15 protein-coding genes are annotated in these 13,124 nt (G+C 63.3%); 6 read left to right on the forward strand and 9 right to left on the reverse strand.

What is annotated here, in order from left to right:
- The 7 genes from B0E50_RS18115 to B0E50_RS02100 all read right to left on the reverse strand — a co-directional run bounded on the left by B0E50_RS18115 (window position 1) and on the right by B0E50_RS02100 (window position 6,218).
- Window positions 1–141, reverse strand: coding sequence for a hypothetical protein (locus B0E50_RS18115; protein WP_168170783.1), 141 nt, complete (start codon window positions 139–141; stop codon window positions 1–3).
- The gene (locus tag B0E50_RS02075) at window positions 138–953 is read right to left on the reverse strand and encodes an alpha/beta fold hydrolase (protein WP_077439421.1); all 816 of its coding nucleotides are present in this window, start codon (window positions 951–953) and stop codon (window positions 138–140) included. Before B0E50_RS02075 ends, B0E50_RS18115 begins: the two co-directional genes overlap by 4 nt.
- Window positions 953–1,735, reverse strand: a complete 783-nt coding sequence (locus B0E50_RS02080; RefSeq protein ID WP_217343184.1) for an alpha/beta fold hydrolase — start codon at window positions 1,733–1,735, stop codon at window positions 953–955. Before B0E50_RS02080 ends, B0E50_RS02075 begins: the two co-directional genes overlap by 1 nt.
- Window positions 1,732–3,042 carry an outer membrane beta-barrel protein gene (locus B0E50_RS02085; protein ID WP_168170785.1) on the reverse strand — a complete coding sequence of 437 codons (1,311 nt, stop codon included), beginning with the start codon at window positions 3,040–3,042 and terminating at the stop codon, window positions 1,732–1,734. The genes B0E50_RS02080 and B0E50_RS02085 overlap by 4 nt, the downstream gene beginning before the upstream one ends.
- Before the next feature lie 197 nt (window positions 3,043–3,239).
- Window positions 3,240–4,010 carry a polysaccharide biosynthesis protein gene (locus tag B0E50_RS02090; protein WP_254427148.1) on the reverse strand — a complete coding sequence of 257 codons (771 nt, stop codon included), beginning with the start codon at window positions 4,008–4,010 and terminating at the stop codon, window positions 3,240–3,242.
- Window positions 4,007–5,557, reverse strand: a complete 1,551-nt coding sequence (locus tag B0E50_RS02095; RefSeq protein WP_077439424.1) for an XrtA system polysaccharide chain length determinant — start codon at window positions 5,555–5,557, stop codon at window positions 4,007–4,009. The genes B0E50_RS02090 and B0E50_RS02095 overlap by 4 nt, the downstream gene beginning before the upstream one ends.
- 37 nt (window positions 5,558–5,594) lie before the next feature.
- A complete protein-coding gene (locus tag B0E50_RS02100) occupies window positions 5,595–6,218 on the reverse strand; it encodes an XrtA/PEP-CTERM system exopolysaccharide export protein (RefSeq protein WP_077439425.1) in 624 nt (207 codons plus the stop codon).
- Between the two features lie 280 nt (window positions 6,219–6,498).
- Here B0E50_RS02100 and dusA point away from each other — a divergent pair, with 280 nt between their 5' ends.
- The 4 genes from dusA to B0E50_RS02120 all read left to right on the forward strand — a co-directional run bounded on the left by dusA (window position 6,499) and on the right by B0E50_RS02120 (window position 9,991).
- Window positions 6,499–7,506 carry a tRNA dihydrouridine(20/20a) synthase DusA gene (dusA, locus tag B0E50_RS02105; RefSeq protein WP_077439426.1) on the forward strand — a complete coding sequence of 336 codons (1,008 nt, stop codon included), beginning with the start codon at window positions 6,499–6,501 and terminating at the stop codon, window positions 7,504–7,506.
- 82 nt (window positions 7,507–7,588) lie between these two features.
- On the forward strand, window positions 7,589–7,909 hold the full coding sequence (locus B0E50_RS02110; RefSeq protein WP_077439427.1) for a hypothetical protein: 321 nt from the start codon (window positions 7,589–7,591) through the stop codon (window positions 7,907–7,909).
- Window positions 7,909–8,601 (forward strand): response regulator transcription factor, encoded by a 693-nt coding sequence (locus B0E50_RS02115; protein ID WP_077439428.1) that lies wholly within the window; start codon window positions 7,909–7,911, stop codon window positions 8,599–8,601. The genes B0E50_RS02110 and B0E50_RS02115 overlap by 1 nt, the downstream gene beginning before the upstream one ends.
- Entirely contained in the window at window positions 8,567–9,991 is a 1,425-nt protein-coding gene (locus tag B0E50_RS02120) for an ATP-binding protein (RefSeq protein WP_077439429.1), read from the forward strand. Before B0E50_RS02115 ends, B0E50_RS02120 begins: the two co-directional genes overlap by 35 nt.
- A gap of 15 nt (window positions 9,992–10,006) precedes the next feature.
- Here the strand turns inward: B0E50_RS02120 and B0E50_RS02125 are convergent, their stop codons facing one another.
- Both B0E50_RS02125 and B0E50_RS02130 read right to left on the reverse strand, forming a co-directional pair.
- Window positions 10,007–10,801: a M90 family metallopeptidase gene (locus B0E50_RS02125; RefSeq protein ID WP_077439430.1), complete on the reverse strand. Its 795-nt coding sequence runs from the start codon at window positions 10,799–10,801 to the stop codon at window positions 10,007–10,009.
- Between the two features lie 11 nt (window positions 10,802–10,812).
- Window positions 10,813–11,076: a hypothetical protein gene (locus tag B0E50_RS02130; protein WP_254427151.1), complete on the reverse strand. Its 264-nt coding sequence runs from the start codon at window positions 11,074–11,076 to the stop codon at window positions 10,813–10,815.
- A 278-nt stretch (window positions 11,077–11,354) separates the two neighbouring features.
- On the opposite strand from B0E50_RS02130, the gene B0E50_RS02135 reads away from it, so the two are divergent.
- Window positions 11,355–12,344, forward strand: coding sequence for a biotin--[acetyl-CoA-carboxylase] ligase (locus B0E50_RS02135; protein WP_077439432.1), 990 nt, complete (start codon window positions 11,355–11,357; stop codon window positions 12,342–12,344).
- On the forward strand, window positions 12,341–13,111 hold the full coding sequence (locus B0E50_RS02140; protein ID WP_077439433.1) for a type III pantothenate kinase: 771 nt from the start codon (window positions 12,341–12,343) through the stop codon (window positions 13,109–13,111). The genes B0E50_RS02135 and B0E50_RS02140 overlap by 4 nt, the downstream gene beginning before the upstream one ends.
- Window positions 13,112–13,124 lie beyond the last annotated feature (13 nt).

Below are 13,124 nucleotides of genomic sequence, written 5' to 3' on the forward strand. Positions count from 1 at the left end.
TCACTTCTCCACGGGTTCACTATCGCGAAACGCGTGGGCATGAGCGTCAAGCATGTCACGGCGTCCGCTGCGCATGCTTCTCGCACCGGTCTCGCGTCCGCCGATATGCCCGGTGCCACCGGTGGCGATGGGGGTGTTCATGCCGAAGTACTCGCAGGGAGGTTGCGATGGAGCCAGCCCTCGATGAGGTCGAGCAGGTGGGCACGGTCGACTGCGAGAATGTAGGTATGGTCGGCTTCCTTCAGGAAGCTGACGCTGACGTCCGGATGAGTGCCCACACGGCCGAAGCATTCGCGGAATTGGCGGAGGTGGTTGAAATACTTGCTTGCGCCGCCGCTGTAGACGAAGCACAGCTTCAGGCCGCGCCGCAGCATGTCTTGCAGGTCGCCACGTACTTGCGTCACCGGCGGGAAATCGACACCGAAAACCGGGGCATCGACCTGCTGGGCTGAGTGCAGGCGACGTGTCAGGAAGCGGAAGACTCGCGCCGGATTCAATATCCGCGGCAGGTAGTGGCGTACCCGGTAGCCGAGGGTACGGTAGGCATAGCCGTCGAGAAAGATCGCGCCGACGATCCTGGCATCGGTACAGGCCACCCGGTGCGCGTTCACGGCACCGGAACACAGTCCGATCAGGACGAAACGCGTGCAGCCGGCTCGTTCGCTCAGCAGGGCCATGGCGTCGGCTGCATCGGCGCAAACCAGCTGCTCGCGCGATTGCGACTCGCTGCTGGCACCGCTGTCGCCCAGTGTCGACAAGTCAAAGCGCAACGTCGGATAGCCGCAGGCATTCAGGCGGCGAGTCATCTCCACATGCAGCCGGAACGGTCCGATCCGATGCACCAGGCCGGCATTGAGCACGATCACTCCGATATTGCCGGAGAGCGATGGAGGGAGGCCCACCATGCCCACCAGATGCTTGGCGCGTCCGAAACGGTAGGCGTGTTCCTGCATCAAGGCGTCTCCCGCAGGCGGCTGCACGCGAGCTGGATCAGCTCGTGCGACAGGATCGCCAGTTCCAGGCGATCGAGATCGTCCCAGGGCGTCGGAGCTTGCAGTGGCGTTACCGTCATATCGGTGGCAGCGAGGCGTGTCCAGTCGTGCGTCGCCGCGGCCGGCAATGAATCCAGCAACAGTGTCGGGATGGTTGGCGGATCAGGGTGAAGGTCGATCAGCTGCTGGCGAAACTTGGCGTCGATGACAAAGCCGAGCCACTGGCCCGCGATATCCTCACTGGTCCGCGGTCTGGTGAAACGTATCGTGTCGTGTTGCAGCGAAGCCTGCAGCGCATCGAGCCGGTCGACGTGGGTGGCGCCGTCGAGCACCGGGTCCCATAGGACGAGTTCGACGAGGCGTGCGGCGGTGGCGGCTGCGAGGGCGACGCTGCCCCCGAGCCTGGCGCCGAAGGCGGCTACGCAGTCGCAGCGACTGAGCGCACGCAATTCGCTGGCGGCAGCCAGGGTATCGTCGATGCAGCGGGTCCAGTCGACGTCCATGCTTTTGCCGGCCGAGTCGCCGCTACCGTAATAGTCAAAACGCAACACCGCGATACCTTGCGCGACGAGGGCATGAGCCAGTTGCCGATAGAGTCGATGGCTGCGAACCAGGTCCTGGCCAAATGGCGGACACAACAAGACGGCTTTGCTGGGAGAGGCAGGCGCGGGATGGTAGATGCCGAACAACTCGCCGCTCGCCCCGAAGTGGCATGGCAGTTCTGCTTCGACCTGCGTCATCATCGCTTGTACACGATGCCGAGATAGATTTCGTTTTCCCGATAGCTCTGATCCAGCGAATTGCTGTTGCGCCGTTGACGACTCACGGAGGCACGCCAGCTCCAGTGCGGCGTCCATTGCTCGGTCAGGTTCAGCCCGTAGTTGACGGTGTTGTCACGTCTGTCGAGGGTCTGGTATTTCGTGGTTTGCTGATTGGCAAATGCCGTCAGGGTTAGCGTCGGCCGCAGTCGATAGTCAATGGCAAAATTTCCGCCATGGCCGCTCTGGTTGAATGTTGGCCCGTTGAGATAGCTCAATTTGGTGTAGGACGGAGCCACGGTTACCGTGAACCGGTCGGCGCGATATGCATAGCCCAGTTCGACAGTCCGTTCCAGATATACCTGCGAATTGATCGTGGTGTCGCCGGCGCTGATGCCACCCGTGGTCGGGACGACGATCTGGCCGATGCCGGGTTGCACCATCATGCCCTGTGCTGCATCGGAATATTGATGAGCTGCAGCGACAGTGAAGGTGCTGCGTTCCGTGAAGCGCCAATCCAGGGACACCCGCGCCAGCGGACTCGACGCGGTCTGCGCGCCTGCGCCATCGAAATCGATTTGCGACCAGCCGAGTACGGCGTCGAGATCGAAGTGCGTCAGTTTGCTCACATATTCACCATACACCTCGTTGCGGGTGTAGTCGGGGCCGCCGTCACTGTTTGAGAAAGCGATGCGCTGGCTCTCGATGTTGACCGACAGCAGATCGGTGGGATTGAGCTCCTTGAAGATGCGCAACGCAGCCTGCCCGCGCTGCGAATTGAATTCATCGGTCTTCTGCGCGTAACTGTTGATATAGGTCAACTCTGCCTGCCCGCGCAACGTGCCGCCGAGCTGGAAGTGCAGCGTAGGGCCGAGCGCGAACACGTTGGTCTGCTGCTGGTTGTTCGGTGCATTGCTGGCCAGCGAGTCGATCGGCTGGATTCCCGCGAAATCCTGCACGGTGAAATCCAGGCGCTGCGGTGACACGGTCCAGTTGGCCTGGCCGGCAAGCTGGACCTGTGTCTGGTTATTGAATCTATTGCCGAAGAAATCGCGATACTCAAGGTCGCCGGCGATATTGGCCTGGAGGGTTGAACCCTGTTGCGTGTACGTGAAGTCCAGGCCGGGTATCAGGATGTTCTGGCTGATCGGGTCGGTCGTGCTCAGGTTGATGTTGCTGCTGTGCTCGATGCCGGTGTACAGCGTGTAGTCGAGCTGTCCGGCGAAAGCCGCGCCTGAGGCAGCGGCCAGCGCCAGCGTCGTCGTGCAGGCAAGCTTGATGGATGCTGGCATATTCCCTCTCCCCCATGGATGCATCTGTGGCGGGTGCCCGGTGACGCAGCACTGCATGTAGTCGAATTTGGATCGTCCCCGTTGCCTTTCTGGCACGCTCCCTTTCGCCATATCCCTTGCTTGCCCTTGTTGCACCGACCGGGCGGCTACACGTCCGTCTGGCGACAAGTCATGCGTGATCGACGTCAGGACTCCGGTCAGGGGGCGTGATTGAACACCACTCCGGCAAGCTTGTTTGTATCGAAATGGGAGACGGCCTGGCTGATCGATGCCGGCGTGTCACGACCGTAGCCCGCAACCACGACCACGAAGTCGGCCAGTTCGGACAGGATTCGTGCATCCGGTGATCCCTTGATCGCCGGACCATCAAGAAAAAGGTAGCGATCCGAATAACGGCAGCGCAGCGAGTCGATGACCGCGCGCATGCGAAATGAGGAAAAGTATTCGGCGACGTTTTCACGCAATTTGCCCGCCGGCATCAGGCGAAGACGCGGGATGCCGGTGTGGTAAAGCACCGATTTGATGCCATGCGCCGGATGTTCGAGATAGTCGATCAGGCCACCACCGACCGGATTCACGCCCAGTGCCTCATGCTGAACCGGATAGCGCAGGTTGCAGTCGATCAACAGGCTGCTTTTGGCCTCGTCAAAGGCAAAGGCGGTAGCGAGGTTGCGGGCAACAAAGCTGCCACCCGATCGCGGGCTCACCGATACCACCAGGGTCACGAAGTTCTGTGCGCCGCCAAGGCTGAGCAGGCGCGTACGAATTTCGCGAAAGGCATCGGATTGTTCGCGAAGCGATGCTTCGCGATGGATCAGCCGACGTTGCTCCAGCTGTTGCGGCGCCAGTGCGGTGCTTTCGTGCATGCGGGCGATCGAATGACCGGCCGCGCCATGATTGCCCGTCGTGACCTCAAGTTCAGGGTTGCTGGGAAAGGCAATCAGCTTGTCATCATCTTTGCCGTTCATGCCATCCCCTTCAGCTTGAGCCCGAACAGAAGCAGGTAGACCACGACGACTGTGAGGACGGTCGCGACAAGGAACACGTTTCGCAGTTGTTCGCGGCGACGGTCCTGTGGCGTGGAGTAGAACGGGACCGTTGCCAGTACCATCAGCCCGGTGGAGTGCTCCAGTTGTTCGACCGAACGTACCCTCGGATCGAATCGCACTAGAGCGAACAGCAGCCCGAACGGAACTGCCAGCGCGAGTGCGATCCCCGCGATGGCAAAATGCATGAAGCGCAGACCCGATGGGACGAGTGGCATCACGGCAGGGTTCTGGATGAGGAATGTGAGGCCGCGCTGTTCGGCATCCAGGTTCATCGAGACACGCGCATTCTCGCGACGCTTGAGCAGATCCTGGTAGACGTCGCGGTTGACGTTGTAGTCGCGCGTCAATTCGGAGGTCACGTTTTCCGAGTTGGCGATGCGATTGCTGCGCTCCAGTTCGGACTGCAGCATGGCTTCGCTCGCGCTCATGCGTGCGCTGGTCGCGGCGATGTCACTGCGGGTTGCCGATACCTGGCTTCTCAACTGCTGATAAAGCGGGTTGATTTGCACGCCGTTGTCGAGTGTCGTCGGCATGCCGGCGAGGCTGGCGTTCTGCTTGCGCTGCTCGGATTGCGCAAGTTGCTGCTGCAGATCCTGCATCTGGTGGCGGACACGAACCACGTCGGGATACTGGGCGGTATAGGTCAGCAGCAGTTTGTCGAGCTGGGTCTGCAATTCGGCAAGCTGAGCCTGATAGATGCCCTGGGTGGTCTGAACCGCGTTGACTTCGGATTCGCCGGACAGCTGCGCATTCAGCGATGCCTCCTGCGAGCGCTTTTCCATCAGATCCATGCGCGAGCTTTCGATCTGGCTGCGCAACTGGCTGATCCGCGAATTGGTATCGGCTTCGCTGCCGGGGCGTGCATCGGCGTTGGCATCGCGGTATGCCTTGAGCTTGTCTTCGGCGTCGGTCAGCTTCGTCCGGTAGGCCTCGACCTGGCTGTTGATGAATTCGTAGGCGTCGCGGCTTTCGCGTTGCTTGGAGGCCAGGCTCTCGCTGATGAACAGCCGGGCAAGCTGTCGGGTGACGTCATAGGCCCGTCCGGGATCGGAATCGTAGTAGCTGATCGTGATCAGGTTGTCCTGTGAGATCTGCACCGTGGTGCGAGCCTTGATCCCTTCGATGATGCGGTCCTGCTCGATCGGCGCCGGATGGGTCCTCATCCAGCCGCCGGTGATCAGGATCTGGTCCATCACCTTGCGGCTGAAGATCACGTCACGCGCGATGCCGGCGCGGTTCTTGTTGGCGGTGGGCGACGCGGCCCCCTCCATCAGCGGGGTGATGATGCTGCTTTCCTGCGCCAGGATGGTTGTGGAGGCATTGAATTTTTTCGGCCACAGCACACCGATGACCAGCGCCGCCATTGCGATGGCCGCAAAAATCAGACACATCGTGATCCGATGGCGCCGTGCTTCGCTCAGCACTACGGGCAGCAAGCTTCCGAAAGGTACGAGTTCTTCACTCATTGCATCCCCCTGGTCCCTCAACCCGGCTCCCTCGATATCAGAAAGCGCGTTGTTGCACAGTGATGACGTCGCCTGGCTGCAACGGGTAATTGGTGGTTAGATCGCCTCGTTGCAGAACCTTGTCGAGACGTACGGCGTAGGCTGTGGTGATCCCGCCCTTGCTCTCGCGATAAAGCTCGGTGCGATCAGGGGCCGCGAATTCGGTGGGGCCGCCGGCCGCCAACACGGCATCAAGGACGGTCATGCCTTGGCGGTACGGTACCGATACCGGTGTACGTACGGCACCGGTCACGCGGACTCGCGACAGGTATTCGTGGCTGCGCAACTCGGTCAGGATTACCGCGACCTGGGGGTCACGCACGAAGGACTGCAGCTTGCCCTTGATCGTGGTGGCCACTTCCTCCGGCGTATGACCGCCAGCCTGGACATCGCCGATCAGCGGCACGGTGATCATGCCGTCCGGACGCACCGGGACGCTCACGCTCAGTTCCGGGTTTTGCCAGACCGAGATCTGCAGCTGGTCATCCACGCCGATGTGATAGGAGGTCACGGCCTGGACGTCGGGATCGAGTGGGGGTGCCTTGTCCGACCCGGGCACGGTGGCACAGGCAGCAAGCATCAGGACGAGAGATAGCGCGAGCAGGCGACAGAAACTCTTCATGGCGGCTTGACAACCATCTGTTCGGGACCACAAACGTTATCATAAGTCAATTGAACTGCGTCACGTTTATGGAAATGGTTGTAGGCAATCTGGCCAGTGTTACGCGACGCTTTTCTGTGCGGCCCACGTAACCTCGGACGAACCTGCGTCTGGATGGCATTGCGCGAGGGGCGCAACACGATGCCATGAGAGGGCAAGGGAGAGGGCAAAGGGGCTGTCTTTGGTCTGGCGACTTCGGTTACAGCAGGACAACGTGATGGTTTTCGGCGACCATAGCCCCATGTTCGCCACCACTTCCCCCCGGACTGTCCCTGCTGCAGAGGGCGTCGACTGGCGCGTCTGCATTGCCCCGATGATGGACTGGACCGACCGGCATTGCCGCTATTTCCATCGGCTGCTGTCGCCGCGAGCGCGGTTGTATACCGAGATGGTGACCAGTGCGGCGCTGGTGCGCGGCGGGCAGCTGCGCCTGCTCGAACACAGCCAGCAGGAGCATCCGCTGGCCCTGCAACTGGGCGGCAGCGAGCCGCGCGAACTGGCGCAGGCGGCGCGTTTCGGTGCCGAGGCGGGTTATGACGAGATCAACCTCAACGTGGGCTGCCCGTCCGATCGGGTGCAGTCGGGGCGCTTCGGTGCCTGCCTGATGCGCGAGCCGGCGCTGGTCGGCGACTGTGTAAAGGCAATGCGTGATGCTGTGGGAATCCCGGTAACGGTGAAGTGCCGCATCGGTGTGGACGATCAGGACGATTATGCTGGACTGCAGCATTTTACCGAGACCATGTTGCAGGCCGGAGTCGAGGTGCTGGTGGTACATGCACGCAAGGCCTGGCTGCAGGGTCTGTCGCCGAAGGAGAATCGCGAGATCCCGCCACTCGACTACGAGCGCGTGTACCGGCTCAAGCGCGAATTCCCCCAACTGGTGGTGGTGATCAACGGCGGCATCACCACGGTGGCCGAGGTGCAGGCGCATTTGGCACGCCTGGATGGTGTGATGCTGGGCCGTGCGGCCTACCACGATCCGTACTTGCTGGCGCAGATCGAAGCCGCGCTCTGCGGCGAGCCGCTGCCGACGCGGGAGAGCGTGCTGCAGCATTTGCGGCCGTATGTCGAGGCCGAGCTGGCGCGCGGCACCGCGCTCAAGCACATCAGCCGCCACCTGCTTGGGCTGTACCAGGGAGAGCCAGGCGCTCGTGCGTTCCGTCGCACGCTGAGCGAGGGCGCGCATTTGCCGGGAGCCGGCTGGGCGTTGCTGGAGCAGGCAATGGCACCATGTTCGGTAGCGGCGTGACAGGCGCCGGCCATCCGGTCAGTATTCAGCCGTGACTGCCTACGCTGGACGCTCTGGCCCGTGTCGGGCGGGATTTTCACGCATGACGACGTACAAAAACTTCATCTTTGCCCTGCTGATATCAATACTGTCGGGCGTGGCGTCGGCGGTCGCGGCCCAGTCGGCCGAATCGGTGACCATGGACCAGGCGGTACTCCAGGTGCAGCAGGAGACCCGTGGCAAGGTGCTTTCGGCCGAGCAACGCGGGGTCGGCCGCCGGCAGGAGTACCGCATCAAGGTACTCACGCCGGATGGGCATGTACGGGTGATGGCGGTTTCGTCCGAGGCAAGCAAGAATCCCGCTCCGGCACCATCAATCAAAATTCCGCCCGTCAAGAACGCGGGCAGCAAGGAGAGACACTGATGCGCATCCTGTTGGTGGAGGACGAGGCGCCGTTGCGCGAAACGCTGGCGGCGCGCCTGAAGCGGGACGGTTTTGCGGTCGATGCGGCACAGGATGGCGAGGAAGGCATCTACCTTGGCCGCGAGGTGCCGTTCGACTTGGCGATCATTGATCTGGGCCTGCCGAAAATGTCCGGCATGGATCTGGTCAAGGCGCTGCGCGAGGCCGGCCAGCGTTACCCGATCCTGATCCTGACCGCACGCGGCAGCTGGCAGGACAAGGTCGAGGGGCTCAAGTACGGCGCCGACGACTACCTGGTGAAGCCGTTCCACGTCGAGGAGCTGCTGGCGCGCATCAACGCGCTGGTGCGTCGCGCCAGCGGCTGGTCCAAGCCGATCCTCGCCTGCGGCATGATCAAGCTGGACACCACCGCGCAAACGGTGACGGTGGAAGGCAAGCTGGTCGACCTCACCAGCTACGAATACAAGGTGCTGGAATACCTGATGCTGCATGCCGGCGAGCTGGTCTCCAAGGCCGATCTCACCGAGCACATCTACCAGCAGGATTTCGACCGCGATTCCAACGTGCTCGAAGTGTTCATCGGCCGGTTGCGGCGCAAGCTCGACCCGGAAGGCACCCTCAAACCCATCGAGACGGTACGTGGACGCGGATACCGCTTTGCCATCCCGCGCACCGACGGCGACGACGAATGAGCCGGAGTCGCCGCGCCAGCCGCTGTCACTGGCGGCGCGCGCGGCGATTGCCACCGGCTTCGTGCTGGCGGGCTTCCTCGGGCTGGTCGGGCTGACCCTGTCGCAGGCGAACAAGGAGCGCGCGCTGAGCGCGTTGCATGACCGGCTGCAGAACTACGTCATCGCGTATATCACCAATACCGACGTCAACCGCTACGGCAAGCTGCTGCCACCGTCATCGGACACCTTGCCCGACCCGAATTTCCTGCGGCCCGGTTCCGGGCTGTACGCGGTGGCTGTCGGCGACCACGGATTCCACTGGGAGTCTTCGTCGTCGATCGGTCGCGACTTCAGTTTCCTGAAGCCACTGGAGCCGGGCCAAGGCGAGTTCGTCGGCCCGATCGATACACGCATGGGCCGGCTTTACTACTACAGCTACGGCGTGGCGTGGGATACCGACGAGAAGAAGTCGGTGCGGCTCACCATGACGGTGGCGCAGACCGAGGAGCAGTTCGAGGGCGAGAGTGCGGCATACCGGCGCACGCTGGTGATCTGGCTGTCGATCCTGGGCGTGATGCTGATCGTGCTGCAGCTGCTGCTGTTGCGCTGGAGCCTGACCCCCCTGCGCAAGGTGGCCAGCGACATGGCAAGGGTCGAGCACGGTGACAGCGAACGGCTGGACAGCCAGTATCCGATGGAGCTGACCGGCCTGACCGAACGCATCAATGCGTTCATCACCAACGAACGCGAGCAGCGCACGCGTTACCGGCACACCCTGGCGGATCTGGCGCACAGCCTGAAGACACCGCTGGCCGTGATCCGCTCGCAGCTGGAATCGTCCACCGGCGACGAGACGTCGCGGCGCAACGGCGTGCTGATGCAGGTGCGCAGGATGGATGAGCTGGTCGCCTATCAGTTGTCGCGGGCTGCCACTTCCGGTCGGCAGACCTTCGCCAGTGCCGTACCGATCGCCAGTCATGCCGAAGACCTGGTGCAGAGTCTGGAAAAGGTCCATGCCGTCAAGAACGTACTGTGCGAGTTCGATATCGAGGACGGCGCGGTGTTCTATGGCGAGCAGGGTGATCTACTGGAGTTGATGGGCAATCTGCTCGAGAACGCGTTCAAGTGGGCGGCCCATCGCGTATTGCTGGTGGTCCGGATGCAACCGCAACCGGGACGGCAGCGTCCGGGTCTGCAAATGAGTGTGGAAGATGATGGTCCGGGCATCGCTCCGGACAAGATCGAGAAAGTGTTGCAGCGTGGTGTGCGTGGTGACGAACGCGTGCAGGGCCATGGCATCGGTCTGTCGATCGTGCAGGACATCGTGCACGCTTATAACGGTGAGCTGGTGGTGGATCGTTCGCAGGAATTCGGTGGAGCCCGCTTCACGGTCACCCTGGCGGCAAGTTGACGTGCTCCCCGGCGCTCAGCCCGCTCGGCGGAAACCGGGCGGTTCACGACCTTCGGCTGGCGAACGGCCATAGAACGCTTCCAGCAGTTCGGCGATGGTCGGCTCCGCCTGTCGCAACAGTGCAGGCTGCGAGTAGTGCAGCTCGCTGACCACGGCGAAATACTCACTCGAGCTTTCCGCCGCGTAGCGGTCAATCGGGCTGTCGAGGCCGTCCAACGGCGCCATGGCCAGGCGGTTGTAGGCCAGCTCGAACTGCTCGATCCAGCGTCGCCGCGGAATTTCCACCAGTGGCGGCACGCCATCCGGCGGTCCGTCGAGCATGTCCAGCTTGTGTGCCATCTCGTGCACGACCACGTTGTAGCCGTCCCACGGCTGCTCCAGATCCAGTTGCACGTCGGCCAGCGAAAGCACCAGCGGACTGCCTTGCCACGCATCGCCGATCGAGGCTCCGTCGCCTTCGGTGGCCACGCCGGCATGCTCGTCGTGATGGTTGCGACGCACCTTGAACTCGCCCGGATAGATCAACACGTCGCGCCACCCGCGCAAGCTGGTGGCTCCTTGCTGCAACGCTGGCAGGCAGGCCTGCATGGCAATCAACAGCCGCCAGTAATCGTCCAGTACAGCGCCGGCCAGTGCATGAAAGCGCTTGCGGGCGAGGAACAATGTGGCCAGTCGACGAAGCTGGCGCTGCCGCTCGCTATCCAGCCGGCGCGCCAGCGGGCAGGCACCCAGCGCGCGCCGCCATAGTGGATCGGCAATCGGCGTGGGTTCGAAGCGTGCCCGCAGTGTTGCCCACCAACGCCCCGGCATGATGCCTGGCGCTACTGGATGGATCCGGGCAGCAGCGATTGCCAGCCAAGATGCGGCTGGCGAGGAGGTGCTGGCGCGGCGGGTGTGCTGCCGGAGCGATCGTTGCTGTTGCCGGAGGTATTGCCGGTGCTGTCGCTGCCGGTGTTGCGCGAGGGGGTGTCACGGGTCAGTCCGAATACATCGCCGCCGCTGCTGTTGGCATCGTGTGAACTGGCGCTGTCGGTGCCCGTGTGCTGGGCGCTGTCCTGCTCCTGGGTGTCCAGGTTCGTTGCCACGGCATTCCCGATGCCGGCAAGGCACAAAGTGCATCCGATAAGCCAATGGGTGGCACGCATGGTGACCAAACTCCCTGCCCCGCAAGCGAAGACTGAGGATCGTCTCAGAAACATCATGGTCGTGCCAGTGCTGCCAACCAGCCCTCCGGCAATGGGTCGAGAGTGCCGGATACCGCGTCGTGCCGGCCGGGCTAGAATCTGCGCATGTCGATATTGCCCATGTTCTCCATTCATAGCGGCCACCGGCCGGTTGTCATACCCATGGGCGAGGGCGCCTGATGCAACCGGCGCAGTTGCTGGCCCTGCTGGCTGCCGGCGAACCGCTTTCCGGCGCCGGCCTGGCTGAGCAGACCGGAGTGACGCGTGCGGCCATCTGGAAGCAGATCGAGGCCTTGCGCGCTCGTGGCGTGCCGATCGAGGCGCATGGCGCGAGCGGATATCAGCTGCCGTGGCCGCTGCAGATGCTGGATGCGAAGCGGATCCGTGCCGCATTGCCAGCGTCATTGCAACGCGAACTGGGCGCGCTGGAAGTGCACTGGGAGCTGGATTCCACTTCCAGTGAACTGCAGCGGCGTGGAGCTGCGGCAGCGGATCTCAGCGTGTTGCTGGCGGAAACGCAGACCGCCGGACGTGGTCGGCGCGGTCGTGCATGGTTGTCGCCACCCGGGCTGAACCTGTATCTGTCCTGCCTCAAGCGCTTCGATGCAGGGTTTGCCGCATTGAGCGGCCTGTCACTGGCGATCGGGGTGATCGTGCTGCGCGCGCTGGAACAACTGGGTGTGGCCGGGGCAGGCCTGAAATGGCCGAACGACCTGCTGGCCATTTCCCGCGGACAGCCGCGTGGCAAGCTGGGCGGCATCCTGGTCGAGCTGAGCGGCGAATACCAGGGGCCATGCGCGGCGGTCATCGGTATCGGCCTCAATCTGCGGCTGACTCCGGCGCTGCATGCCCAGGCCGGACAGCCAGCCTGCGACCTGGCCACGCTGGCCGCTGGCTCGCCACCGGACCGCAATCGCGTGGCCGCGGCGTTGATCGCTGCGCTGGCGGATGGTCTGCGGCAATTCGAGCACGACGGTTTTGCCGGCTTCGTCGCCGACTACGCCCGGCACGACCTGCTGCATGGCCAGCCGCTGCAACTGAGCGGTGCGCTCGGCGTGTTCGACGGCATCGGTGCCGGCGTGGATGCCCGCGGTGCGCTGCAGGTGCGCGTGGCCGACGGCAGCCTGCGCCGGATCGACAGTGCGGATGTCACGGTGCGGCGCGCATGAAACTGCTGCTCGATCTGGGCAATACGCGGTTGAAATGGGCGCTGCAGTCGCAACCCGGCGCATGGCTGGCGCAAGGCGCGGCAGATTGGAACCAGGATATTGCCGCCGCGCTCGATCAGGCCTGGGCCGGGTTGCCGCACCCCACCATGGTGGTGGCCGCTTCGGTGGTTGATGATCGACGCGAGGCGCAGGTGAGTGCCAGCGTGGCGAAGCAGTTCAACAGCAAGCTGCACTGGTTGCGTACGCCCGCCAGTGCCTGCGGGGTGCGCAATGCCTATGCCGAACCGGAGCGACTGGGCGTGGACCGCTTCCTTGCCATGGTGGCGGCACATGCCGACGGTTGCGCACCGTGCGTGCTGGCGAGCGTGGGAACGGCGCTCACGCTCGATGCGCTGGCCGCCGACGGACGGCATCTGGGTGGCTTGATTGCACCGGGGCCGCAGCTGATGCAGCAGTCCCTGCTGGATGCGACCGTGCGGGTGCGGCTGGAACGACCTGGCGAGATTCTGGAACTGGCCGACAATACCGCCGATGCGGTGGCTTCGGGTTGCTGGCAGGCGGCAGCGGCACTGGTCGAACGTTTCGCCACGCGCATGGCGATGCGGCTGGGTAGCGCGTCACTGGCACCGGCACTGGTACTGGGCGGCGGCGGTGCCGCGGTCCTGCTGCCGCTGCTCTCGTTGCCGGTGCGGCTGAGTCACGATGGCGTGCTGCGTGGCCTGGCTGTATGGGCGGATACGCAGGTGGCGACGGCACTCCCCAGCTAGAATGAAGGTTGCT

The sequence above is a fragment of the Rhodanobacter sp. C01 genome (assembly GCF_002001045.1).
Taxonomy (GTDB): Bacteria; Pseudomonadota; Gammaproteobacteria; order Xanthomonadales; family Rhodanobacteraceae; genus Rhodanobacter.

Bases quoted from the DNA above. Each gene is read 5' to 3' on its own strand.
- B0E50_RS02140 (WP_077439433.1), top strand. From the start codon at position 12,341: ATGAAACTGCTGCTCGATCTGGGCAATACGCGGTTGAAATGGGCGCTG.
- B0E50_RS02100 (WP_077439425.1), bottom strand. From the start codon at position 6,218: ATGAAGAGTTTCTGTCGCCTGCTCGCGCTATCTCTCGTCCTGATGCTT.
- B0E50_RS02090 (WP_254427148.1), bottom strand. From the start codon at position 4,010: ATGAACGGCAAAGATGATGACAAGCTGATTGCCTTTCCCAGCAACCCT.
- B0E50_RS02095 (WP_077439424.1), bottom strand. From the start codon at position 5,557: ATGAGTGAAGAACTCGTACCTTTCGGAAGCTTGCTGCCCGTAGTGCTG.
- B0E50_RS02085 (WP_168170785.1), bottom strand. From the start codon at position 3,042: ATGCCAGCATCCATCAAGCTTGCCTGCACGACGACGCTGGCGCTGGCC.
- B0E50_RS02075 (WP_077439421.1), bottom strand. From the start codon at position 953: ATGCAGGAACACGCCTACCGTTTCGGACGCGCCAAGCATCTGGTGGGC.
- B0E50_RS02115 (WP_077439428.1), top strand. From the start codon at position 7,909: ATGCGCATCCTGTTGGTGGAGGACGAGGCGCCGTTGCGCGAAACGCTG.
- B0E50_RS02125 (WP_077439430.1), bottom strand. From the start codon at position 10,801: ATGCCGGGGCGTTGGTGGGCAACACTGCGGGCACGCTTCGAACCCACG.
- B0E50_RS02110 (WP_077439427.1), top strand. From the start codon at position 7,589: ATGACGACGTACAAAAACTTCATCTTTGCCCTGCTGATATCAATACTG.
- B0E50_RS02080 (WP_217343184.1), bottom strand. From the start codon at position 1,735: ATGATGACGCAGGTCGAAGCAGAACTGCCATGCCACTTCGGGGCGAGC.
- B0E50_RS02135 (WP_077439432.1), top strand. From the start codon at position 11,355: ATGCAACCGGCGCAGTTGCTGGCCCTGCTGGCTGCCGGCGAACCGCTT.
- B0E50_RS18115 (WP_168170783.1), bottom strand. From the start codon at position 141: ATGAACACCCCCATCGCCACCGGTGGCACCGGGCATATCGGCGGACGC.
- dusA (WP_077439426.1), top strand. From the start codon at position 6,499: ATGTTCGCCACCACTTCCCCCCGGACTGTCCCTGCTGCAGAGGGCGTC.